This is a genomic window from Peribacillus sp. NPDC058075, assembly GCF_042885195.1.
Classification (GTDB): Bacteria; Bacillota; Bacilli; order Bacillales; family DSM-1321; genus Peribacillus.
This window is the reverse complement of sequence record NZ_JBHVSL010000002.1, coordinates 100,510-122,498: the sequence shown is the minus strand read 5'-3', so window position 1 is coordinate 122,498 and position 21,989 is coordinate 100,510. Positions and strand designations below refer to the sequence as shown.

General features: G+C 43.5%; 23 protein-coding genes. 12 read left to right on the top strand and 11 right to left on the bottom strand.

What is annotated here, in order from left to right:
* Positions 1 to 409: 409 nt before the first annotated feature.
* The 4 genes from ACFVS1_RS18315 (at position 410) to ACFVS1_RS18300 (ending at position 3,807) form a co-directional block, all read left to right on the top strand.
* The gene (locus tag ACFVS1_RS18315) at positions 410 to 1,624 is read left to right on the top strand and encodes an NAD(P)/FAD-dependent oxidoreductase (RefSeq protein ID WP_352923771.1); all 1,215 of its coding nucleotides are present in this window, start codon (positions 410 to 412) and stop codon (positions 1,622 to 1,624) included.
* A 216-nt stretch (positions 1,625 to 1,840) separates the two neighbouring features.
* A complete protein-coding gene (locus tag ACFVS1_RS18310) occupies positions 1,841 to 2,320 on the top strand; it encodes an NUDIX domain-containing protein (protein ID WP_352924362.1) in 480 nt (159 codons plus the stop codon).
* A gap of 108 nt (positions 2,321 to 2,428) precedes the next feature.
* Positions 2,429 to 2,746: a YuiB family protein gene (locus tag ACFVS1_RS18305; RefSeq protein WP_098371461.1), complete on the top strand. Its 318-nt coding sequence runs from the start codon at positions 2,429 to 2,431 to the stop codon at positions 2,744 to 2,746.
* A 368-nt stretch (positions 2,747 to 3,114) separates the two neighbouring features.
* Positions 3,115 to 3,807, top strand: coding sequence for a 3D domain-containing protein (locus ACFVS1_RS18300; protein ID WP_352928024.1), 693 nt, complete (start codon positions 3,115 to 3,117; stop codon positions 3,805 to 3,807).
* 77 nt (positions 3,808 to 3,884) lie between these two features.
* On the opposite strand, the gene ACFVS1_RS18295 is transcribed toward ACFVS1_RS18300, so the two are convergent.
* Together ACFVS1_RS18295 and ACFVS1_RS18290 are read right to left on the bottom strand one after the other, a co-directional pair.
* On the bottom strand, positions 3,885 to 4,673 hold the full coding sequence (locus ACFVS1_RS18295; protein WP_352928022.1) for a cobalamin-binding protein: 789 nt from the start codon (positions 4,671 to 4,673) through the stop codon (positions 3,885 to 3,887).
* A 9-nt stretch (positions 4,674 to 4,682) separates the two neighbouring features.
* A complete protein-coding gene (locus tag ACFVS1_RS18290) occupies positions 4,683 to 5,165 on the bottom strand; it encodes a divergent PAP2 family protein (RefSeq protein WP_034310222.1) in 483 nt (160 codons plus the stop codon).
* A 270-nt stretch (positions 5,166 to 5,435) separates the two neighbouring features.
* On the opposite strand from ACFVS1_RS18290, the gene ACFVS1_RS18285 reads away from it, so the two are divergent.
* Positions 5,436 to 6,941, top strand: coding sequence for a leucyl aminopeptidase (locus ACFVS1_RS18285; protein WP_387549587.1), 1,506 nt, complete (start codon positions 5,436 to 5,438; stop codon positions 6,939 to 6,941).
* Between the two features lie 63 nt (positions 6,942 to 7,004).
* Here the strand turns inward: ACFVS1_RS18285 and ACFVS1_RS18280 are convergent, their stop codons facing one another.
* Positions 7,005 to 7,394 (bottom strand): YuzC family spore coat inner layer protein, encoded by a 390-nt coding sequence (locus ACFVS1_RS18280; protein ID WP_352928017.1) that lies wholly within the window; start codon positions 7,392 to 7,394, stop codon positions 7,005 to 7,007.
* 254 nt (positions 7,395 to 7,648) lie between these two features.
* On the opposite strand from ACFVS1_RS18280, the gene ACFVS1_RS18275 reads away from it, so the two are divergent.
* The 6 genes from ACFVS1_RS18275 to ACFVS1_RS18250 all read left to right on the top strand — a co-directional run bounded on the left by ACFVS1_RS18275 (position 7,649) and on the right by ACFVS1_RS18250 (position 12,539).
* Positions 7,649 to 8,398, top strand: a complete 750-nt coding sequence (locus ACFVS1_RS18275) for a GTP cyclohydrolase II (protein WP_387549585.1) — start codon at positions 7,649 to 7,651, stop codon at positions 8,396 to 8,398.
* 13 nt (positions 8,399 to 8,411) lie between these two features.
* A complete protein-coding gene (gene ribD, locus ACFVS1_RS18270) occupies positions 8,412 to 9,512 on the top strand; it encodes a bifunctional diaminohydroxyphosphoribosylaminopyrimidine deaminase/5-amino-6-(5-phosphoribosylamino)uracil reductase RibD (protein WP_387549583.1) in 1,101 nt (366 codons plus the stop codon).
* Between the two features lie 17 nt (positions 9,513 to 9,529).
* Complete coding sequence (locus tag ACFVS1_RS18265) at positions 9,530 to 10,627, top strand: FAD-dependent monooxygenase (RefSeq protein ID WP_387549581.1); 1,098 nt, start codon at positions 9,530 to 9,532, stop codon at positions 10,625 to 10,627.
* Positions 10,628 to 10,642: 15 nt separating this feature from the next.
* Positions 10,643 to 11,206 carry a 5' nucleotidase, NT5C type gene (locus ACFVS1_RS18260; protein WP_241592773.1) on the top strand — a complete coding sequence of 188 codons (564 nt, stop codon included), beginning with the start codon at positions 10,643 to 10,645 and terminating at the stop codon, positions 11,204 to 11,206.
* 116 nt (positions 11,207 to 11,322) lie between these two features.
* The gene (locus ACFVS1_RS18255; RefSeq protein ID WP_352928006.1) at positions 11,323 to 11,721 is read left to right on the top strand and encodes a hotdog fold thioesterase; all 399 of its coding nucleotides are present in this window, start codon (positions 11,323 to 11,325) and stop codon (positions 11,719 to 11,721) included.
* 98 nt (positions 11,722 to 11,819) lie between these two features.
* Positions 11,820 to 12,539, top strand: a complete 720-nt coding sequence (locus ACFVS1_RS18250; RefSeq protein WP_387549578.1) for an MOSC domain-containing protein — start codon at positions 11,820 to 11,822, stop codon at positions 12,537 to 12,539.
* Between the two features lie 53 nt (positions 12,540 to 12,592).
* Here the strand turns inward: ACFVS1_RS18250 and mnhG are convergent, their stop codons facing one another.
* The 7 genes from mnhG to ACFVS1_RS18215 are packed head-to-tail and all read right to left on the bottom strand — an operon-like array spanning position 12,593 to position 18,321.
* A complete protein-coding gene (gene mnhG, locus ACFVS1_RS18245) occupies positions 12,593 to 12,931 on the bottom strand; it encodes a monovalent cation/H(+) antiporter subunit G (protein ID WP_387549576.1) in 339 nt (112 codons plus the stop codon).
* Positions 12,915 to 13,187, bottom strand: coding sequence for a Na(+)/H(+) antiporter subunit F1 (locus ACFVS1_RS18240; RefSeq protein ID WP_370023645.1), 273 nt, complete (start codon positions 13,185 to 13,187; stop codon positions 12,915 to 12,917). The genes mnhG and ACFVS1_RS18240 overlap by 17 nt, the downstream gene beginning before the upstream one ends.
* An 11-nt stretch (positions 13,188 to 13,198) precedes the next feature.
* Positions 13,199 to 13,675, bottom strand: a complete 477-nt coding sequence (locus tag ACFVS1_RS18235) for a Na+/H+ antiporter subunit E (protein ID WP_101223618.1) — start codon at positions 13,673 to 13,675, stop codon at positions 13,199 to 13,201.
* Positions 13,676 to 13,681: 6 nt separating this feature from the next.
* Positions 13,682 to 15,163 carry a Na+/H+ antiporter subunit D gene (locus tag ACFVS1_RS18230; protein WP_387549574.1) on the bottom strand — a complete coding sequence of 494 codons (1,482 nt, stop codon included), beginning with the start codon at positions 15,161 to 15,163 and terminating at the stop codon, positions 13,682 to 13,684.
* Positions 15,156 to 15,497 (bottom strand): Na(+)/H(+) antiporter subunit C, encoded by a 342-nt coding sequence (locus tag ACFVS1_RS18225; protein WP_076368129.1) that lies wholly within the window; start codon positions 15,495 to 15,497, stop codon positions 15,156 to 15,158. The genes ACFVS1_RS18230 and ACFVS1_RS18225 overlap by 8 nt, the downstream gene beginning before the upstream one ends.
* A complete protein-coding gene (locus ACFVS1_RS18220; RefSeq protein WP_352927998.1) occupies positions 15,497 to 15,919 on the bottom strand; it encodes a Na(+)/H(+) antiporter subunit B in 423 nt (140 codons plus the stop codon). The genes ACFVS1_RS18225 and ACFVS1_RS18220 overlap by 1 nt, the downstream gene beginning before the upstream one ends.
* Positions 15,916 to 18,321 (bottom strand): Na+/H+ antiporter subunit A, encoded by a 2,406-nt coding sequence (locus tag ACFVS1_RS18215; protein WP_387549572.1) that lies wholly within the window; start codon positions 18,319 to 18,321, stop codon positions 15,916 to 15,918. The genes ACFVS1_RS18220 and ACFVS1_RS18215 overlap by 4 nt, the downstream gene beginning before the upstream one ends.
* Before the next feature lie 331 nt (positions 18,322 to 18,652).
* On the opposite strand from ACFVS1_RS18215, the gene ACFVS1_RS18210 reads away from it, so the two are divergent.
* Entirely contained in the window at positions 18,653 to 19,210 is a 558-nt protein-coding gene (locus tag ACFVS1_RS18210) for a DUF5366 family protein (protein WP_387549570.1), read from the top strand.
* A gap of 886 nt (positions 19,211 to 20,096) precedes the next feature.
* On the opposite strand, the gene ACFVS1_RS18205 is transcribed toward ACFVS1_RS18210, so the two are convergent.
* Positions 20,097 to 21,956 (bottom strand): transglycosylase domain-containing protein, encoded by a 1,860-nt coding sequence (locus tag ACFVS1_RS18205; protein ID WP_387549568.1) that lies wholly within the window; start codon positions 21,954 to 21,956, stop codon positions 20,097 to 20,099.
* Positions 21,957 to 21,989 lie beyond the last annotated feature (33 nt).

Here is a 21,989-nt window from a genome sequence, read left to right as displayed (position 1 = left end):
AAAAAACGGAGAAAGTTAGAAAAGTAAGAAAGTTTTGACTATATAAGGGCGGTTTCGTGATGTATGTTCTTTATCCTCTTTCAAATGTGGGTAAAATTACCCTTTACCAATGTTAAGCATATCGTAAAAGTATGGATAGAAACTGGTTGAAAAATAACGTTTTTCGGCTTGTTTTTAACCCGAAAAAGTTCGGTTTGTTACTTGAAAAAGGTATGGAAAAAGACTAATATTTACTTAGACATCATTTGGTAAAATTTTTATGAATTTTTCATGACAATTACGACGTATTACGTGAAATTCGTCACAAATGTATAAGAGTGCTTTTTATAATGGAAATTAATAAGATAGACAATATATTTTAGTTATGGAAAGCATAACAAGAAAATATCGTAAAGGTGGAAGAATACTTTTGAAAAAGCCAACTATCGTTGTTTTAGGAGCAGGTTATGGTGGATTGATGACTGTTACTCGCTTACAGAAGGCATTAGGTCAAAATGAAGCAGAAATCGTATTAGTTAACAAAAATGATTACCACTATGAAACAACATGGCTGCATGAGGCATCGGCTGGAACGCTTCATCATGATCGTGTGCGATATCCAATCAAAAGTGTCATTAACAACAAAGTTAAATTCATCCAGGATTCTGTTTTGGAAGTGAAAACAGAGAACAAAAAAGTCATCCTTGAAAACGGTGAAATTTCTTATGATTACTTAGTGATTGGACTTGGACCTGAATCAGAAACGTTCGGAATCCAAGGGCTAAAAGAATATGCTTTCTCTATTTCTAACGTGAATACGGCACGTAAGATCCGTGACCATATCCAATTGCAATTTGCTACGTACAGTTCTGAGGTCGAAAAGAATGAAGACCGCTTGACGATCGTTGTTGGAGGGGCAGGGTTTACGGGAATTGAATTCCTAGGCGAATTGGCTAACCGTGTCCCTGAGCTTTGTAAAGAATACGACATCGACTTCCAAAAGGTTCGTATGTATTGTGTGGAGGCAGCACCAGCCGTCCTCCCTGGCTTCGATCCGGAATTGGTGGATTATGCAGTATCTTACCTTGAGAAAAAAGGTGTCGAATTCAAAATAGGTACACCGATCAAGGGGGCGACTCCTGAAGGCATCATCGTGGCAAAAGGCGAAGATGAAGTGGAAGAAATCAAAGCGGGAACAGTAGTGTGGGCAGCTGGCGTACGTGGAAACTCCGTGATAGAGGCTTCCGGTTTTGAAGCTATGCGCGGACGTATTAAAGTGAACCTTGACATGCGGGCACCGGGTCATGACGATATCTTTATCGTAGGGGACTGCGCTTTGATCATCAACGAGGAAATTAACCGTCCATATCCACCTACCGCACAAATCGCGATGCAGCAAGGTGAGGTCATTGCGAAAAACCTGACTAAATTGGTTCGTAACGAAAGCGACCTTGAAACTTTCACTTTCGAAAACAAAGGAACGGTATGTTCACTTGGTGAAGACAACGCGATTGGTGTTGTATTCGGCAAGAAAGTTACAGGTAAGACTGCATCATTCTTGAAGAAAATGGTTGATAACAGAGCGTTGTTAATGATTGGCGGCGCTTCCCTTGTTGCTAAAAAAGGTAAATTCAACGTCCTTTAATTTTTTCTAATATACAAATAAAGGCCATTTGGGGGACTTTCCCTGAATGGCTTTTTCATTGACATCCCATCAATGGGTGAGTGCGTCATCTATTGGAGTATGCACGGTTCTTATATGGAACATAATGGGGTAAGGATGACGAAGCTTAATCGTATGTTCTTCTTCTGTTTGAAGTTTACAATAATAATGAATGAATATAGGGGGAAGTGGGTCTTGGTGGAACGATGCAAAAATGTTTGGCTTGCAGTGTCCGGCCTTGTGATATCTGATAAAGGTGAATGGCTGGTCGTGAATAAAAGGTATGGCGGATTGAAAGGGCAATGGTCGCTTCCGGCAGGTTTTGTCAAAAGTGATGAAACCGTCGATGAAGCTGTCGTAAGGGAAGTGTTGGAGGAGACGGGTATTCATACAGAAATTGAAGGGATTGTAGGAGTGAGAAGCGGAGTCATCAAAGGGAATATAAGTGATAATATGTTGGTATTTTTACTTAAACCGGTCAGTTTTGAAGTAACCGCTCAGTTGGATGAATTATATGAAGCTAAATTTTATGACCCTGATTCACTCATGCAGGAGGGAAAGCAATCATTACTATTGGAACAGCTTTTAGCTTTTAAAAAGGAAAGAATGCAGACGATGCTTGATGGATTGAACCCGGGAGATCAATTTGGGTATACATCATATAAATTATTCATGTGATTTGGGTAATAATCTTTTCTTCGGAATTATTTGGTATAAGTCGTTGACGCAGCAATTATTTTTTCAGTAAACTAAAGGTGTCGCTTTTTAAGGAGGGTCAAGAATAACATGCCATTGCCGGTTTTAATTATCTCAATACTCTTATTTTTCATATTGTTTTTCGGAATTGGCTTTTTGCTGAATATGCTCTTTCGTTCTTCGTGGATCATGGTCATCTTATTTCCAATCGTCTTCATCATCATTGTCAATGAAACAAAGCTAATAGAATATTTTAGAAATCCCGGAATCTCTTTTTCCAATCTTGGAACGAGCCTCACATCCCTTCATACGGCAGACATCATTATTTTATCAAGCGGGCTGCTTGGCGCGGTTTTAGCGGGTGTTGTCATCAGGATTCTAAGGAAAAAAGGATATCAAATGTTTTGATAATGGAAAGGGCCGTCATTTATGGACGGTTCTTTTTTTGTAGGCTGTTTTAGCATCCTTTGTTGCTATTTACTGCTATTTACCAAGTAGTGCGGTGTGGTTGATTTCCCCTCCAGATGCTCGCTTTCCGCGGGGCGGGCGGTGAGCCTCCTCGGCGTAAACGCCTGTGGGGTCTCACCTGTCCCGCTGCTCCCGCAGGAGTCTCGCACTTCCGCTCCAATCAACCTTAAATCGTTTTGTTTTAAAAACAACAATCTTTACGAAAAGAGCCTTTTTTGTAAGGAAAATTGGATCTTTTCCTGCTTTATGAATACTTTCACTCTGGAATGGGAACAAATATCCTTGTGAGAGGAGTGGAACTAATACATATGAAGCTTGTTAAGGCGTTATTTTTGAGGGTTGCTATTATCATATTATTTATCTTGGCTATCGAATCGACCTTAAATCATGTTTTTGGGGCCGTGCCTGTGGATCATCCTTTTGAAGAGGTGATGAGACAACATCGAACGCTTGGTCTCGAATATAAAGCCATCCATAGTGGAGGTCAAGTGGCGACGCTAATGGCAACCGCATCCACGAGCGATGGGCCCACGACGATAGCGGAGGCAATCGAGCTCTCGAAATACCCGAAGCATGAAGTCTTGGCTACAGGATATACAGCAGGGTATGAATCAACCGGAAAGTATCCGGAAAGCCCATCCTATGGGATCACTTATTCAGGGGTGAAGGTGAAACGGGATTTGTTTTCCACCATTGCCGCCGATCTTACCGTATTCCCTCTCGGAACCATCCTTTGGATTCCGGGCTATGGATATGGGGTCGTAGCGGACAAGGGTGGTGCGATCAAAGGAAACCACCTGGATCTATACTACGAAACGGTACAGGATGTATACGAGAATTGGGGGAAGAAGACCCTTGAAGTATATGTTGTTCAAAAAGGGAACGGCGAGTTATCCGAAGAACAGTTAAGTAAGTTGAATGAAACCAAGATCAGGCAGGTATTCAAGCCTAAAATCGCTCAGAAAACATTGGACGAGAATGTAGCTTCCTTTGCTTTTTAATGATGGACAAAGGTGAAAGCGAAAGGCTGCCTCAGTTGAGGCAGCCTTTTTGATTGTCTGTTTTCCTCGGAACGTCCTTAGTTCATGCTTTTGTAGGCTTCAGGATGCAGAGTCTTTGCCAATTTGGAAAGCCCATCCAGTAAGCGCGGGGAGGGCCGGCAGAATAAAGGTTCTTCCATGATGTGAATATGATTATCCCGGACTGCCTTCATATCGGTCCACCCTTTCCGTTTCTTGACCAGATCCGGGTTTACTTTTCGTAAAGGGACACCGACCCAAGCTAAGCAAATATGGTCAGGATCTTTTTTTTGGATCTCTTCGGAAGTGACCTGAATGCTTGCCATGTCGACATCTTCGAAAAGGTTATAACCTCCCGCAAGCGTGCTGATTTCGGATAACCAATTAACTCCCCCGGGGCTGAATAAGGGGTTAGGCCACCATTCCCAATACAGGGACGGCTTTGTTTCGATTTTGTCGGCGACGTTTTTATATTGAAGGATGGCATCACGGAATTTGGCAGCCTGTTCCTCTGCTTTTTCCTTAAGATTCATGGCCTCTCCCAAGGTCAGTAAATCTTTTGCGATATCTTCAAGTGATTGCGGGTTGAAGATGATATGGGGGATGTTCCGTTCTTTTAGCCCCTCAATATTTTTTTCCATGCCAGGTACACTTAGTGAAGCCAGCACCAAATCGGGTTTTAGTGATTCTACACGATCGATATCAATCGATAAATCGGGACCTACCTTAGGAAGGTGCTGTAAGGTTTCAGGCCAATCAGAGTAGTCATCGATGGCGATCAGCTTATCTTCAATCCCTAGATATGTGCAGAGTTCAGTATTGCTGGGGCAAAGAGAGATTATTTTCAAATTGAACACCTACCCTTGAAAGATGAAAAAGTGAAGTGCCAGCGCAATGAATACTCCGGTCAAGGCTCCGAAAAATACCTCGATTGGTTTATGTCCCAACAGTTCCTTTAATTGTTGCTGTTTCTGTTTATCTGCTTTTTTCTGCCAGTTCTTTGCTTGCTCGACAAATGTATTGAAGTCGGTAACGAGCTGGTTCAAGACGGCTGCCTGTTCTCCTGCCTGCCGTCTCACTCCTGTCGCGTCGAACATCGTGATGATTGCAAAGATCGCGGCAACGGCAAATACAGGGGAATCCATTCCGGTTTCGATCCCAACCGCTACGGTTAGGGCTGACACGGCCGCAGAGTGGGAGCTTGGCATACCGCCCGTTGAGTTAATGAGTGACCAGTTCACTTTACGAAATGCTATGAAGTGGATGGGCACTTTAATGAATTGAGCAAAGAAAATGGCAATCAATGCTGCGATTAAAGGGAAGTTGAGTAATAATTCCAAGAGTATCAGCCTTCTTTCTAGTTATAAGTAAAGATGAAATCCATATATGTGTAAATACATCCTGCTCGGAATAAGGCCCTTATTATTAGTTCCATTCAGTCCTGTCGATTCCCTGCTGGTATAAGTATAAATATGATCTTTCTTATACTATTACTCTAAAGTCACTCATTCTAAACAATATCCCTTGTTATTATTATTTTCGCGGGCCTTATTCGAAAATTTTTGAAGATTTCGCTATAATGGATGTAATCGAATGGAGGAGGTAGCAGAATGTTCACAGTAAAAGATTCCTTGAATATAGATTTGATTGACGAATGCCTGATTATGGGCGTATTTGACAAACCCGTAAAATTCTCAGGCATTGGAAAAGAAGCGGATGAACGATTGGACGGCCAGCTTACAGAGTTAGTGAAGGAGGGAGAAATCTCTACCAGGAAAAAATCAGTGGTCAAAATACATACATTAGGTAAATTAGGCATAAAGAGATTGATTTTCGTAGGGTTGGGCAAGGAAAAGGAGCTATCTTTTGAAACGCTCCGCGAAGCATTGGGAAAAGCTCGTAAGACGATAAAAGAATCCAAGATTACGACACTTTCGATCGCCCTGGATACATTCACGACTGAAAATCTGGATGCATTGGACGCAGCACATGCTTGTTCCGAGGCTTTTGAACTTGCTTCCTATAAATTTGACGGATACAAGCAAAAATCGAACCAGGTTGAAAAAAGCCTTGAATCGATTACGGTTTACAGTGAATTTGATCAAGAAGAGGTCGGTGCTGCGCTTCATGTAGGGAGAATCTTCGGAAGGGCGACGAACTCAGCGAGAACATTGGTTAACACGCCAGGCAATTTGTTGACCTCCACGGATTTGGCGGATTATTCATCTGCCTTGGGTGAACGTTATGGCTTTGAAGTGGAGATCCTCGAAAAGGAAGATATGCTTAAGTTGGGAATGGGTGCACTCCTTGCCGTCAATCAAGGTTCGGTCGAGCCTCCGAAAATGATCGTCCTGAAATATCAAGGTAGGGATGAATGGAAAGATGTTATCGGGTTGGTAGGTAAAGGCATTACCTTTGATACGGGTGGATACTCATTGAAAACGAAGGCTGGAATCGTTGGAATGAAGACGGATATGGGCGGTGCGGCAGCTGTTTTAGGTGCAATGGAAATAATCGGCGAATTAGGACCGGACCAAAATGTCGTGGCTGTCATTCCTTCCACTGATAACATGATCAGCGGTGATGCATTCAAGCCGGATGATGTGATCACTGCCATGAGCGGAAAGACGATAGAGGTATTGAATACGGATGCGGAAGGCCGGCTGGTTTTGGCGGATGCCATGACTTACGCTAAACATCATGGTGCTGAGTATCTTATTGATGTTGCCACATTAACGGGTGGTGTCATAACGGCGCTGGGCATGGATATGACGGGTGCAATGACAAATGACACGGAATTCTATGAACAAGTGGTCAAAGCCTCAGAGGAGGCCGGTGAGCCCATTTGGAGATTGCCGATTACGGAAAAGGATAAAGAGCGGGTACGCAATAGTAAAATAGCGGATTTGAATAATTCACCTGGAGGGGCGGGACATGCGATCATGGGCGGCGCTTTCATCGGTGAATTTGCCGAGAACACTCCGTGGGTCCATCTGGATATTGCCGGAACATCCACAACCTCGAGCAGCTCTGAATTGTGCACGGCGGGGGCTACCGGTGTCATGGCACGTACGCTTGCACTTTTGGTCGAAACCTTTGAATCGAAAACAAGATGAACCCAAATATCCGAAGCCGAAAATAGGCTTCGGTTTTTTTACCAAAAAGGTATTGGACGGACGTTATACATCCCTCCATTTCAAGCTTACGATGATATGGCTATTTTCTTCCCCTGCCTTAGGATAGAAATCAAAACGGATTCCATCGGGGTTATACGTGATATCAGGTTCGTTCTTAATTCCTATCTTTTTGATCATATCGATTACGACATTTTTTTGCGATGCTTGGGCAGCAGTCATCAACCGGTTCGAAAAAGGCTTGGATGTGGCTAAAGTATCCATGACTTTTTTTACATCAAGCATCAAAGATTGCGAGGTCTTTGCCGATTTCACTAGCAGATCTGGATTGGTTGCCAAGTAGGGACGCAATGTTCCTTCCCGATTGATATCCATTGCCCTGGCGTGAGGCGGAAACAGGATAGGGTCATATAAAAAATAAGGGAAATCCTCCAAAGGGTTTCCTTCCTTTCCTTAAGTCTGTCTATAGACACGTTTTCGTTATACGTTAAAATATGTATAAAGGCCAGCCGATATGATAGCGGTTAGGGAATGACCATTCTTCTGCAAAAAACTTCTTGAAAATTATGATCAAAGACACACTATTATTTGTAAACTGCTTCATTGACAGGTATAGTGTATAGTAATATACTTACTTACCTAAAGTAAGGAGAAGGCACACTATAAATTATAAAATAGGTGATGTTAACATGAAAATAACCGAGGAAACAAAAAACCTTTTAATAGATAAAATGAATATCATAAAAACACCGGGAAAAGCTGATATATGCCTTGTAGGGCCTGTGAACCTGCCTGTTGAGCAAGGAGATTTCTCAACAGTTTTCCAATGGTATACATGGCTGCAGCTTGACGGCACGGATAATGACAAGGAAGCGGTGCTTGATTCGCTTTCGGAAGCCAACCTCGCTTTTGGACAGCAATCCTCCGTATTGGTGTATGGTGACTTTAAAAAGTCGGAGGATGCACTTGTCCGGATGCATAGCATATGCCACACAGGTGATATCTTCGGCAGTAAACGCTGTGATTGCGGCTACCAACTCCACCAATCGATGAAGATGATAGCCGAGCATGGGTGCGGGGCCATTTTTTACCTTGCGGACCATGAAGGAAGAGGGATCGGCCTGTTTTCCAAATCTCTTGCCTATCTGCTTCAGCAGGAAGGTTATGACACGGTCGAGGCGAATGAGGCTTTAGGATTCGAAGACGATACGCGATCTTACGAGGGAGCCATCCGCGTGTTGAGGGAACTGCGCGAGGATCCGGTGACTTTAATCACGAACAACCCCAAAAAGCTGGACGCCCTCACGAAGCATGGTCTTGCGGCGAAGGACCATATTCCGCTTTGGGGCGGTTTGACGGAAGATAATAGTTTCTATCTCGATACAAAGGTTAAGAAGTCTGGGCATATTCCCGAAAAGAAGCCAACTTTGATTGTATAAGGAGAGCTGTAGTATGAATGATGATCAATATTACATGAAGCTGGCACTGGATTTGGCAGCCAGTGCAAAAGGAAAGACGAATCCGAATCCTGTGGTCGGAGCAGTCATAGTCAAAGACGGTGTGATAGCCGGGACAGGGATCCACCGTAAAGCGGGTGAACCGCATGCGGAAGTGCATGCGTTCAAAATGGCGGGTGAGTATGCAGAAGGTGCAACGCTATATGTGACTCTTGAGCCTTGTTCGCATTATGGAAAGACACCTCCTTGTGCAAATTTGGTGAAAGAATCAGGTGTGCGGCGGGTTGTGGTGGCTACTCAAGATCCGAATCCGGAAGTAGCAGGCAGGGGGATATCGATCATCAAGGATGCGGGCATTGAAGTGGAAGTTGGCATCCTGGAGAAGGAAGCTCAAAGGCTAAATGAGCGTTTCATTCACAATATGCTGACGAATCAGCCCTTTGTCATATCGAAGTATGCGATGACGCTCGATGGAAAACTTGCAACCCACACAGGCCATTCAAAATGGATAACAGGGGAAGAATCACGTCATTCCGTTCATTTGCTGCGTGATGAGGTGGATGCCATTCTCGTTGGTATCGGGACTGTATTGGCCGATGATCCATCACTGACGACCAGACTTCCGGAGGGCGGAGGGAAAAATCCGATCCGGATCATTTTAGACAGTGAGTTACGTGTTCCCTTGGATGCCAATGTTGTACAAGCATCAGATGCGAAAACCTTGATCGTAACGCATGAAAATGCATCTGCGGATAAAATGGACCTTTTACGTGAAAAAGGGATCGAATTCATTTTCGTACCTAAAAACGAGACGGGACTGAATCTGAGAGTTTTGATGGAAGAGCTGTATAAAAAAGGGATTACGGATGTCCTGCTTGAAGGCGGAAGCGAAGTGAATGCCTCTTTCCTTAGAGAAGGGCTCATCGATAAATACTTGATTTATATAGCCCCTAAACTATTGGGCGGGAGAAACTCACTAACTCCGTTTACTGGAATGAATGTGGATTCGATGGGTGAAGCGATGGATGTTTCCTTCTCTGGCGTGGAAACGTTTGGTGAGGATATACGCATCACGGCTTATCCTAAATTAAAATAGACAACAGGTGAAGAGGCATGTTGGTTAAATCAGATGTATGCATAGTCGGATCAGGACCGGGAGGAGCGCTGCTAGCTTATCTATTGGCCAAGCAGGACATTTCAGTCGTCCTGCTTGAGAGGCACTCTGAGGTTTCAAGGGAGTTCCGGGGTGAGTTCCTGAACGATGAAGGAGAGGCCATTCTTAATAAGCACGGTTTATTCGAGAGTGTGGAAAGACTTGGGTTACTTAGGATGGAACAAATTGAATATTGGAATGACGGTCAATTATTCAAAAGGATTTTCCCGGAATTTCCTATGGACCATGTTGGGATACATGTCCCTCAAAATCATCTGATTCCAGCTATATTGAATGAAGCCATAAAGCTGGAATCTTTTAAATTGATGATGAATACGAGGGTTACTGACTTGATACAGGATGAAGTGGGCCGTTTTACGGGAGTCAAGGCTCGAAATGGCGTAAATGACCTGGAAGTGCAAAGTTCATTGATAATCGGAGCGGATGGCAGATTTTCCATCGTTCGAAAAAAAGCGGGAATTCCAGTCGTGATTAAAAATCATGGCTATGATTTACTATGGGCAAAAATTCCAGCTCCGGAGGGGTGGAAGCCTTCGATCAAGATGGCATTGGTCAATGGTTCCCAAGTTGCCCTCTTTACCCAGGCAGGTGGTTTCATCCAAATTGGCTGGAATATAGAACATGGTTCATTTCCCCATTTGCGAAAACAGAATTTTGAACCGTTCATAGAAGATTTGCTTTTTGCCTTTCCTGAATTAAAAAAGGTTGTGTATGAAAATATCCGCTCTTGGCAGGACTTCATTTTATTGGATGTTTACAGCAGCTACTGTGAAACGTGGACAAAGGATGGCGTTGCTTTATTAGGTGATGCCGCCCATACGATGACGCCTACAGGTGCGTTCGGACTCAATTGTGCCATGAAGGATGCCGATATATTGGCCGAGCTTATTTCTGGATGCATCCTGCAGGAGGATACTGGCTTCCTTGGACTTAAAATGGCTGAGCCAAAAAGAAAAGCCGAGATTGAAAGATTACAGGCCATTCAGGTGGACAAGGAAATTTCCTTTGCATCACAGTTTGCCGCAGCTTATGTTTGAATAGGAGTGAAGGATATGAAATTCGGTTTTGATATTGACGATACCCTTATTAACTTGAGGGAGTTCGCGTTCCATCTTTATAATGAAAAGCTTAATACAAACATAGAGTTAACGAAATTCAGAGCTTTAAAGACGTTGGAGATTCATGAAGCTTTCGGGCTTGATAAAGAGGCTGGGGGCAAAATGTGGAACAGCCTTGCCGATGAAGTGTATTATTCATCCTGTCCGGCCTTCGAGGGCGCAGTGGAAACGCTGCAGGAACTTGAACGCGATGGTCATGAAATCTATTACATCACAGCCAGAAAAGCGGAGCATGGTGAACGGACGAAGAAATGGCTGATTGAAAACGGCTTTCCGGTTAAGGATGACCATTTTTACTGCGGGATGAAGGATCATGAAAAAATTGATACGATCCGCAAATTGGAATTGGATTATTATTTTGATGATAAACCGGCAGTGCTGGAAACGTTATTGGATATTCCAACGAAAGTGTACGCAATGGATAATTCCTATAACAGGGAATTGGATATTCCAAGACTGACAAGTTGGTATGAATTAAAAGAAATCCTCTCCAAATAATCCAAATCACATAATTGACGGATGACTTGATAGACTTGGGTCATCCTTTTTATGTATACTATTATGAATAATGATTCATTTTTCGGTGAAAAAACATGAGAGTCGGGGGTAATGGGATGGAGAGAAATATTGAAAAGTCATTGATAGGCACGCTTGGGATTGAAATGAAAGAAGTCGGCGATGGGAAAGTCATTGCGACGATGCCAGTGGATGAACGGACAAGGCAGCCGTATGGTTTATTGCATGGGGGAGCTTCCGTTGCCCTTGCGGAATCCGTTGCAAGCTTTGGAGGAATGCAGCTGGTAGATAGTACAAAACAAGCCGTCGTCGGCCTTGAAATCAATGCCAATCATGTTAGGGGCGTTCGTTCCGGTGTTGTTACCGCAGAAGGGAACATCATGCATCGCGGGAAGACAACGATGGTGTGGGACGTGAAAATCCGTGATGAAGAGGATCACCTTATCTGCATTTCACGCTGTACATTGGCGGTTATCGACTTACCAAAGCCAAAGTGAATCAAAAGAACGATCTCAATAAAGGGACGCAATGATTCTACGGTGTCCGGTTTAAGTATAAGATGGCAGTAGACTATTGTATGAAAAGAGGTTTTTTTATGCTGGTGGGTCATATACAAGAAATCACCCGTCATCCTGTAAAATCATTCACTGGTGAACAGGTACAGAAAACGAAGGTGATGGACTATGGACTATATGGAGATCGCAGTCATGCCTTTAAAGATAAAAATGGGAAGTTCCTGACGATAACCCAGGTCCCGGAAATGGTCCGTTATCAAGCTGCTTTTTCTGGTGAGGAAACCCTTGGCCTATATCCGGAAATCAAAGTGAAGACTCCTTCAGGAAACGTGCTGACATGGGGAGAGGAAGACTTTCAGGAGGAAATGGTCCGATTGTTAAAACAGGAGGCAGAACCCGTTGTTTATCACCCTGCACATATTCCGTTAGGAGCGATTGAAGAAGAAAACATCCTGATTGTCAGTGATGCCTCGATTGGCGAATTGACAAAACTTTGGGGAAAAGAACTGGATGGCAGGAGATTCAGGCAAAATTTAGTGCTATCTCTAGTGAACAAAACACCCTTTTTAGAAGAGAAATGGTTCGGAAAAAGGATCCTAATCGGAAATGAAGTGGAATTGGAGATCAAAAGGCATTGTGAACGCTGTATGATCATAACTGTCGATCCAAGCGATTCCCAGAGAGATCCATCGCTTCTGAAAACTGTGGTCAAGGAAAGAAAAAATCATTTTGGCGTATATGCCTCGGTCATGCAAACAGGTGAAATCAGAGTGGGCGATAAGGTATTTTTAAAGGATTGAGACAGAAAAGAGCTGCTCCTGTAATCAGGGCAGCTCTTTTGCAATGGCAGGAATCACCGGTTTTTCTTTAAATCATCCTGGACACTCCGATCCCACATTTTTACGCCAGTATGATAAGCCGAGCGCATGATCAAATGTCCGGCAACAGGGCTGGTCATGAAGATAAAGATGATCGCGAGCACGACACGGAAATCAAAATGGCTATGTTCATAATAAAAATATAACAAGGTGCCGATCAGGATGAACATGATTCCAAGCGTCGAGCTTTTTGAGGCAGCGTGATTTCTTGTATAGACGTCGGGCAGCCGGATGATGCCGAAAGCCGAGACTAAAAAGAGAAAGACTCCCATTAAAAGGAATAGGGCCGATAGGATTTCAACGATTGCGGTCATCTTCGATTATCTCCCCTTTCTCAAGGAATTTGGCGAAAGCGACCGTTCCAATGAAAGATAGGATCCCGAGCAGAAGAATGGCTTCCAGATATGCGCTTGTATCCATGACAATGGAGGCAAGGGCAACGATTGCAATAAGATTGATTCCCATTGCATCGAGTGCGATGACCCGGTCCGGTACGGAAGGCCCTTTGATTAAACGGTATAAGAATCCAATCATGGAAAGCGAAACACCTAGCAGCGCGATTTTAAGCATTAGATCGAACATTATTTGCTCACCTCCATAATCGCTTTTTCAAAAGTATTTTTAATGCTGTCCACGGCCTCAACTTTGTCGGCAATATCCATCGCGTGGATATAAAGAATCCGATTATCTTCCGATACTTCAACGACAAGTGTTCCTGGTGTCAGTGTAATTAGATTTGATAGTATCGTAATTTCCCAATCCTTGGTCAGCACGGTTTCAAATGCGAATATGCCAGGTCTCATATCCAGGTTCGGTTTAAGTACGGCCTTAAGGACGCTAATGTTGGAAAGTATGAGTTCCCTTGCGAATATGAGCAGCAATATAAAGACGGCATTCACCCTTTTCAAGTAAAAACGATCATTGAAAAAATGACGGAAGACGAACATGATGCCAAGCCCCAATATATAGCCGATGATAAAAGTGCTCCCGTTAAACTCATTTTTCAAAAACATCCAGATAACCGCAAGGAACACATTCAGTAAAATTTGGAATGACATCAGGCACTACTCCTTTAAAACCGCTTTGTTATAGATTTCGGGATTCATTAATGAATCTACAGCTTGTGAAATGTATGGGTATATTGATTCTGTTCCTACTCCGAATAAAACGGAAATGATGACAAGGAGTACGGCAGGAACCAGCATTTTATTTACCGTTTTATTAGTTAAGGCATAATTTGCTTTTGGAGTTCCCCAAAAGCCATTCATGAATATTTTCATCACGGAATATAGGACCATCAAGCTCGAAAGCAAGACAATGGCCATTCCTAAGTATGCCCCTTTTTCTGCTGCTCCTTGAAGAATCAGGAGCTTGCCGGCAAAACCGCTGAAAGGCGGAATTCCCGCCAGTGATATGGCAGCTATGAAGAAGGTCCATGCAACGGCCGGGTATTGCTTGATCAAGCCGCCCATGTTCCGCAAATCATCCGATCCGCTGATTTTGATCATGATGCCAACCAGCAGGAAGAGTGCAGCCTTGATCAGCATGTCATGAATGATATATAGAATGGAGCCTGATAAGGCCTGTTCATTCATGACGGAGATGCCGAATAGGATAACCCCGACGGCGATGATGATATTGTAAATGATGATTTTTTTTACATCCCAATAAGCTATCGCGCCAATGACACCGATGATGATGGTCAAGATAGCAAGTATCGCAAGGAAAGTATGGGTGAAATCCTGGTCATGATAAAACATGAGTGTAAAGGTCCTGAATATGGAATAGATCCCGACCTTTGTCAGCAATGCCCCGAATAGGGCCATCACTGGAATGGGCGGAGCATAATAGGAACCAGGCAGCCATTGGAAGAGCGGGAAAATCGCTCCCTTCAAACCGAATACGATCAGAAAGCCAATCGCTATCACCGAGATGATTCCAGGCTGGTTGACTTCCGTTATCCTCTGGCTGATGTCCGCCATGTTCAATGTGCCTAGAACTGAATAAAGATACGCCACCATGATGACGAAAAAGGAAGAAGAAAGCACATTGACGATGATATACTTCAATGACTCCCTTAGCTGGATTTTCGTCCCTCCCAGTACCAGCAGCACGTAGGAAGCCATCAGCATGACTTCGAAAAATACGAATAGATTGAAAAGATCCCCCGTTAGGAAGGCACCGTTCACTCCAATCAGCAAAAATTGAAATACAGGATAATAATAATGTCTTTCACGTTCCTCCCCTATGGAGTAAAACGAGTAAAGCAATATAGCCAATCCGATGACATTCGTGGTCAGTACGAGCAGCGAAGAAAGCATATCTGCGACGATCACGATCCCGAATGGCGCATCCCAGCTGCCAACACCTAAAGTCAAGATCCCTTGAGAATGGACCGAAAACACTAGATAAAGGGAAATCATAATTCCTATAAAAGAGGATGTAAGGGATATCCCTCTTTGCAGCTTGATTTTTTTTGCAAAGAATATGAGAAGGATGCCTGTGAAAAGCGGCCATAAAACAGGCATGAAAGTAAGATTATTCATTCGCTTCCGTCCCTCTCATTTCTTCCATGTCATCCGTACCGAGTTCCTGATAGGTCCGATAAGCAAGTACCAGCAAAAATGATGTGACTCCGAAACTGATGACGATCGCCGTCAAGATAAGCGCTTGCGGAAGCGGATCGACATAGGATGCAGCTTCATCACTTAGCAATGGAACGGAACCGCCTTTCAAACCGCCCATCGTCAAAATCAAAAGGTGGGCGCCGTGACTGAGCAGCCCGGTACCGATTATGATTCTTAAAATGCTTTTGGAAAGCATTAAATAGGTCGCACACATAAATAGTATTCCAATGACAATGGCCATTAAAAGTTCCATTATTCACTCTCTCCTATCGTTTGAATAATGGTCATCGTTACACCAACAACCACAAGATAAACACCTAGATCAAAAAGTACCGCGGTATGAAGCGAGATGTGCCCAAGGAGCGGTAAATCAACGTAATGATAAACATGTGTCATGAGGGGCACCCCGAAAAGTAGCCCGCCGGCTACGGTCAGGCTTGATATGAACAAGCCTGACCCGATCATTAACTTATAGTCAATCGGCAAGATGCCGGTGACGGTTTTAATGTCGAAAGCGAGCAACAGCAGGACAATGGCGGCTGAAGTCATTAACCCGCCGACAAACCCGCCTCCTGGCGAATAATGCCCGCCTAAAAAGATGGCCACCGCAAACAGCAAGATAACAAAGGCAGCGACTTTCGTAACAGTTTGGAGAATCAGGTCATTTTGCTTCATGATTTATCTTTCCCCCCTGTCAAACGCAATTTGATCATCGCGAATATTCCGAGCGCAGCGATGGAAAGGACACTGATTTCAAACATCGTATCAAGTCCGCGGAAGTCAACGAGAATGACATTTACGACGTTTTTCCCGCCTGCTTCCTTATAAGCATTTTCAAGATAGTAATTGGATATGGAATCAAATAGTTTATTGCTATGTGCCGATAAGGCAATCAATGTCACGATGACCCCTACACCAATGGATATCAGGGCATTATTCAATTTGAATGTCATCCGTTCTTCCTTTCTGCTTGCCATTAAAGGAAGGTGGAAGAAACAGAGCAAAAACAGCGATACCGAAATCGTTTCGATGACTAGTTGAGTCAAGGCTAAATCCGGTGCCCGCAGCAAAACGAAAAATAGGGAAATGGTATAACCGACGGCTCCTAAGATGATGATGGATGTTAAACGGGATCTTGCAAAAAGAATGGCGATCGAGCCAATCACGATGATCGAAGCTAATACCAATTCATATAGGCCGATCCGGGCAAAATTCCCTGTATCCAATTTAAATGCATCCTTCCAATAGAGCGTAAAGCCCAAGGAAAGAATGAAGAAAAGGAAGATTGAAAGCAGATACGTCCGAATAGAACCTGTCATCAATACTTTCATGACGAAGGAAGCTGAGCGTTCGAGCCCTCTTACCCCGTTATCATACAAAGCATTCAGGGATATACGTTCAGGAATCCACTGAGTGATCTTCTGCCACTTCGGAAGCGTTTTGTATAAAAGGATTCCAAATGCTATGATGCCTATAGTCATCCATACTTCAGGTTGGAATCCATGCCAGAAGGCGATATGGACTTGGAAATCCGGTCCCGCCAAGCTTGGTTGTATGCCGGCTACCGCAGGTTTAATGATTGATGAGGATAGCAAGTTTGGAAAAATACCGAAAACGATGACCAACGAAGCAAGGATGATCGGGGATATCAGCATCCCGATTGGCGCCTCGTGGGGCTTCTTGTCCAAAAGTTGCAACTGAAGTTTGCCTGTAAAGGGCTTGAGCACGACAATCATGCTATAAATAAAAGTGAATACACTGGCAACCCATGCCACCACAGGAAACAGGACCCCCCATGTCTCCATATTGAAGATGTTCAATTCCAATACATTCACCATGCTGGCCAAGAACATTTCCTTGCTCAAAAAACCATTGAAGGGCGGAAGTCCAGCCATTGAAAAAGCACCTATGACAGCGACGGTGAAAGTGATCGGCATCAACTGCATCAATCCGCCTAGCTTTCTGATATCACGGGTACCGGTTTCATGATCAATGATGCCTGCAACCATGAAAAGGCTGCCTTTGAAGGTGGCATGATTAATCAAGTGGAATACTGCAGCAACCGTGGCTGCCAAGTATATATTTTCCCCTAAAGATTCATAGTGAAGGGCCGCCGCACCAAGTCCCAAAAGCGACATGATCAATCCGAGCTGACTGATGGTGGAAAAAGCGAGAGTCCCCTTTATATCAGTCTGCTTGATAGCTGAGAATGAGCCCCAGAACAGGGTGATCAATCCGGCGATCGAAACGAGCCAGAACCATAATCCTGATTCTGCAAAAACAGGGCTTAATCGGGCAACCAAATAAATTCCGGCCTTGACCATTGTGGCGGAATGAAGGTAAGCGCTGACCGGTGTCGGTGCTTCCATAGCGTCAGGAAGCCAGATATGGAAAGGGAACTGTGCGGATTTAGTGAACGCGCCAAGCAGCACAAGCAAAAGTGCAGGAGTGAAGAGTGAGTGGTCCATAAGTTCCCCGCTTTGGGCAATCAATTCACGTATGCTGAATGTGTTCCCCATAACGGAAAGGAGAATGATGCCACCAAGCATGCTTAAGCCTCCAAGCACGGTGATCAGCAGGGATTTCTGCGCTCCATAACGTGAACGCTCCCTATCATTCCAATATCCTATCAATAGAAAAGATGATAAACTCGTGAATTCCCAAAAGGAATAAAGGACAATTAAGTTATCGGATAGAACGACACCAAGCATTGCTCCCATGAAAAGCAAAAGGAAGACGTAAAATTGGTTCAGCTTTTCTTTCTCTTTCGATAAATAGAAAATGGAATACAGAACGACGAGTGAACCTATACCTGTAATGAGCAAGGCGAACAAGAGCCCTAGTCCATCTACATAGAAATCAACATGAATTCCGAGAGAAGGAATCCATGTTGCCCTTTCCATAATGATATCCCCTTGCTTGGTCAAGGAAATGAACCTTGAAAAATAGGTGAAAAGGAGAATCGGTAAAATCAAAACAAACCATCCTGTATGTATTTGTCGAAATAGTTTGTACAATATTGGTACAATAAGTGCTAATAGAAACGGTGATAATACCGCCCAATGAAGTAAAGACATAAACTCCCCCCTTTTTTAAAACGAAGTCAGTCGTCTTATTATGCTTTTTTCGCGTAATTCTAGACGTTAGAAAATCTTCGTTGAATATGTATTTTATTAACGAATGCTTGTCTCGCTTAAAAGTATAACGCAATTTATGTGGGTTTGCATGACATTAAAAACGGTGAAGGCCAACTTGAATGATGTTTTATATATAGGTAGAAAAGGAGGGGAAACACACCTGAAAATTTATTGAAAAAAGTTTTTTCAGAGTGAATTAGTAGAGTATCCATTGTGAAATCGTGGATTATCTTGCATAATATAGGATAAAAGACACATGGATGGAGAAATCATGAAAAACACATATTTACTTAGTTATTTACCAATCATTTCAATTCTACTATTCAGCCTCTCCTTTGCCATTTATGGGGAAATGCAAATGCTCTCTTTATTTGGAAATTTGGGAATCTACCAAGGGATGCGGGAGTTTTTTTCTGAAACCGGCATTAAGCTGGCGCTGCTGATCGTATTGCTCTTATTATTCTTCATGGTTTTTGCCGCATTGAAGCTGATCTCCGATACGATATTGGAGCTGTCTTTATTATTCTTTTCCATGGATTCTGAAGGTCAAGCCCTGAACAGTGCAAGAAAGGGGTCTGTCATATATATGATTGGCGGTGCCTGTTCATTGTTCAGTGTTCAATTCATCATCGGGCTTGGGTCCATCTTTATCGCAACGAATATCGTGGCTTTAATTTATTTAGTCAATAAGTTAAGCCCGAGCCTGAATTTGTCGAGGCTAGTGGGATTGGTTTTCTTTCCAATCTTCGTTTGGACGGCACTGATTTCAATAGTCGCTTATGCAGGATTGAAGCTTTATAACAGCATCATCGCAAGCCTTCCCATATAGTAAAAAAGAAGGTGGCATCATACCTTACAGACTGTAAACAATAACGGAGTTGCCTACAGTTTTTTTGAGGAAATGAAAATTAATCTAATGTTGATTTCCACTCCAGGCATTCGCTTTCCGCGGGCGGTCCGGGATCCTCCTCGGCGCACTTGCGCCTGTGGGGTCTCCCTTTGACACGTATTCCCGCAGGAGTCTCGTACCTTCCGTTCCAATCCAATCAACTTTGTTTTAACATTTAGATGGAACGTCTTTTGTCTACACAACAGGAAGGTGCCATCAGACTGTAGAAAGTCGATAATAATGGAGATGCCTTATAGTTTTTTTGAGGAAATGTAAAATTAATCTAATGTTGATTTCCACTCCAGGCACTCGCTTTCCGCGGGCGGTCCGGGAGCCTCCTCGGCGCACTTGCGCCTGTGGGGTCTCCCTTTGACGCGTATTCCCGCAGGAGTCTCGTACCTTCCGTTCCAATCCAATCAACTTTGTTTTAACATTTAGATGGAACTTCTTTTGTCTACACAACAGGAAGGTGCCATCAGACTGTAGAAAGTCGATAATAATGGAGTTGCCTTATAGTTTTTTTGAGGGAGTGTAAAGTTAATCTAATGTTGATTTCCACTCCAGGCACTCCCTTTCCACCGGCTTTCTGCCAAGCCTCATCAAAGCAAGCATATATCAGGGGCTTGGCTTTGCAGGCTATTCGGCAGGAGTGTCGTAATTTTCTTCAATCCAGTGAGGTTTCATCCCATGTAAAACAAATCATGGAGTAGGAGCATGTTCATAGTAATGATTCCATTCCATGATCAAATCGCAACAGGGATTGAGACCGTTCCAAACCTCAATTTATCGACAAACTAAGAAGGTGCCATCTCGGCACCTTCTTTTTTCACTCGGCAGTCTGGCTGATATCTTTCCAAATCAATACATGGGGTGTATGTGAATAAATGGATTGTAGATTGGATGGCTTGTCCCTTCCAATCCAAACCCCGGTTGTATAGTTTGCTGTCAGGCCGACAAACCACATGTCTTTTACATCATTGGTCGTACCGGTTTTACCGCCGGCATATTCTGTAGGAAAGTAGGCTTTGCGGGCTGTCCCGGAAATGATCGTTTCATGGAGCAGCTGCCGCATCTTGGATACGGTGCTTTTGCTCCATATTTCCTTGGAGCGGTCTTTCCATTTATAAAGGACTTTACCGTCCTGATCGGTGACTTTAATAATGGCACGCGCTGGCTGATAGTTTCCGTCATTGAAGGAAGTATAGGCATTTGTCAATTCAAGGGGACTCATGCCATATTCGAATCCGCCTATGGCCGAACTCGTATGGTGGTCTTTTTTGCTCACCTTTTTAAAGTCGAAATCATCGAGGTACTTGAAACTCGTTTCCACCCCCGTCTTTTCAAAAATTCTTATGGCGGGTGTATTATAGGACTGAGCGAAGGCAGTTCTTAGTGTGACCATCCCGTAGCTGTCGCCGCTATAATTCTTTGGGCAATAGCTATTGCTGCAATAGCTTGCTCCGCTAACTAGCTGATTGATGTCAGCATCCGTTTCCTCCAAATAGGGAGCATAATCGAGAAGCGGCTTAATGGCTGATCCAGGCTGCCTATAGCTTTGGTATGCACGGTTGAAAGAATTTTTTTTATAATCTTTTCCCCCAATCAAAGAGACAAGCTCGTGCGTATGATGCTGTATAACCACTAAAGCTCCCTCGATATCATTGACACCGATTTTCGATTGTACGGCAGTCTTTGACTGTGATTGCAGCTTGGTATCGAGTGCGGTATGGATGGTTACACCGGAATTCAAAAGCTTTTTGACCTTTTTATCCAGCTCAGCTTCCGCTTTCTTACGGATGGCGACTTCAGGGCTTTGCAGAGATTTGTCAAGACCCTCGGAGGATGCCACCAGGTTTTTCAACTCCTGATGAACATATGTCACATAATCGGGATATAAGTCGACCGGGGTGGACAAGTCTAATTTAATCGTACTTTTAATGAGCTTCTCGTACTCGGCCTGTTCTAAATCACCTTCGGCCACCATTTGTTTCAGTAATCTCTCCTGCCGCTTTTTAGTCGCCTCGTAATGTTTAAGAGGGTTATAGAGTTCCGGATTATTAGGGATTGCGGCCAGGAAGGCAAGTTCCGCCTTGGATAACTCTCCAGTGGGTTTACTGAAATAATAGTGGGAAGCAGCTTCGATTCCATAAGCCCCATTACTGAAATATATGGCATTCAAATACAGCTCCATGATTTTCGGTTTTGATTTTTTTCGCTCTATCTGATAGGCGTAGATGAGTTCACTGAGTTTTCGGTTATACGTCCTATCATGTGAAAGATAAACATTCCTGGCCAGTTGCTGGGTAATGGTACTGCCGCCTTGTTCGATTGTTTTATTTTGTGAATTGATAAGAAGCGCCCTGCTTATGCCGGATAGATCAACGCCTGCATGATCATAAAATTTCTGATCCTCTGTAACGATGAATAGATTTTCCAGGAAGAGGGGGATGTCTTCAAGTTTTAGGTAAGTCCGTTTCTCACCAGTGGGAATTTCACTGATGACCTTTCCGTTTGCGGCCTTCATGTAACTATTCTGAGCCAGTTCTATCGATTCAATGGGAATTCGCTCGTCGAGTACATGATAGGGAGATTGCGCTAAGGACCACTCCTGATAGGAAAGGAAAATGAAAAGGATCAATACGGGAATCAAAAGGAAAATCGTGGTATAACCAAGATACGTGCGCATAGTTCAACTTCCTAACTAATATATTTTTAGTAT

What these genes read in the sequence shown, in the direction of transcription:
- ACFVS1_RS18305 (WP_098371461.1), top strand. Translation starts at nt 2,429, where the DNA reads ATGCCATTGCCGGTTTTAATTATCTCAATACTCTTATTTTTCATATTG.
- ACFVS1_RS18300 (WP_352928024.1), top strand. Translation starts at nt 3,115, where the DNA reads ATGAAGCTTGTTAAGGCGTTATTTTTGAGGGTTGCTATTATCATATTA.
- ACFVS1_RS18285 (WP_387549587.1), top strand. Translation starts at nt 5,436, where the DNA reads ATGTTCACAGTAAAAGATTCCTTGAATATAGATTTGATTGACGAATGC.
- ACFVS1_RS18275 (WP_387549585.1), top strand. Translation starts at nt 7,649, where the DNA reads ATGAAAATAACCGAGGAAACAAAAAACCTTTTAATAGATAAAATGAAT.
- ribD (WP_387549583.1), top strand. Translation starts at nt 8,412, where the DNA reads ATGAATGATGATCAATATTACATGAAGCTGGCACTGGATTTGGCAGCC.
- ACFVS1_RS18265 (WP_387549581.1), top strand. Translation starts at nt 9,530, where the DNA reads ATGTTGGTTAAATCAGATGTATGCATAGTCGGATCAGGACCGGGAGGA.
- ACFVS1_RS18260 (WP_241592773.1), top strand. Translation starts at nt 10,643, where the DNA reads ATGAAATTCGGTTTTGATATTGACGATACCCTTATTAACTTGAGGGAG.
- ACFVS1_RS18255 (WP_352928006.1), top strand. Translation starts at nt 11,323, where the DNA reads ATGGAGAGAAATATTGAAAAGTCATTGATAGGCACGCTTGGGATTGAA.
- ACFVS1_RS18250 (WP_387549578.1), top strand. Translation starts at nt 11,820, where the DNA reads ATGCTGGTGGGTCATATACAAGAAATCACCCGTCATCCTGTAAAATCA.
- mnhG (WP_387549576.1), bottom strand. Translation starts at nt 12,931, where the DNA reads ATGACCGCAATCGTTGAAATCCTATCGGCCCTATTCCTTTTAATGGGA.
- ACFVS1_RS18240 (WP_370023645.1), bottom strand. Translation starts at nt 13,187, where the DNA reads ATGCTTAAAATCGCGCTGCTAGGTGTTTCGCTTTCCATGATTGGATTC.
- ACFVS1_RS18235 (WP_101223618.1), bottom strand. Translation starts at nt 13,675, where the DNA reads ATGTCATTCCAAATTTTACTGAATGTGTTCCTTGCGGTTATCTGGATG.
- ACFVS1_RS18230 (WP_387549574.1), bottom strand. Translation starts at nt 15,163, where the DNA reads ATGAATAATCTTACTTTCATGCCTGTTTTATGGCCGCTTTTCACAGGC.
- ACFVS1_RS18225 (WP_076368129.1), bottom strand. Translation starts at nt 15,497, where the DNA reads ATGGAACTTTTAATGGCCATTGTCATTGGAATACTATTTATGTGTGCG.
- ACFVS1_RS18220 (WP_352927998.1), bottom strand. Translation starts at nt 15,919, where the DNA reads ATGAAGCAAAATGACCTGATTCTCCAAACTGTTACGAAAGTCGCTGCC.
- ACFVS1_RS18215 (WP_387549572.1), bottom strand. Translation starts at nt 18,321, where the DNA reads ATGTCTTTACTTCATTGGGCGGTATTATCACCGTTTCTATTAGCACTT.
- ACFVS1_RS18210 (WP_387549570.1), top strand. Translation starts at nt 18,653, where the DNA reads ATGAAAAACACATATTTACTTAGTTATTTACCAATCATTTCAATTCTA.
- ACFVS1_RS18205 (WP_387549568.1), bottom strand. Translation starts at nt 21,956, where the DNA reads ATGCGCACGTATCTTGGTTATACCACGATTTTCCTTTTGATTCCCGTA.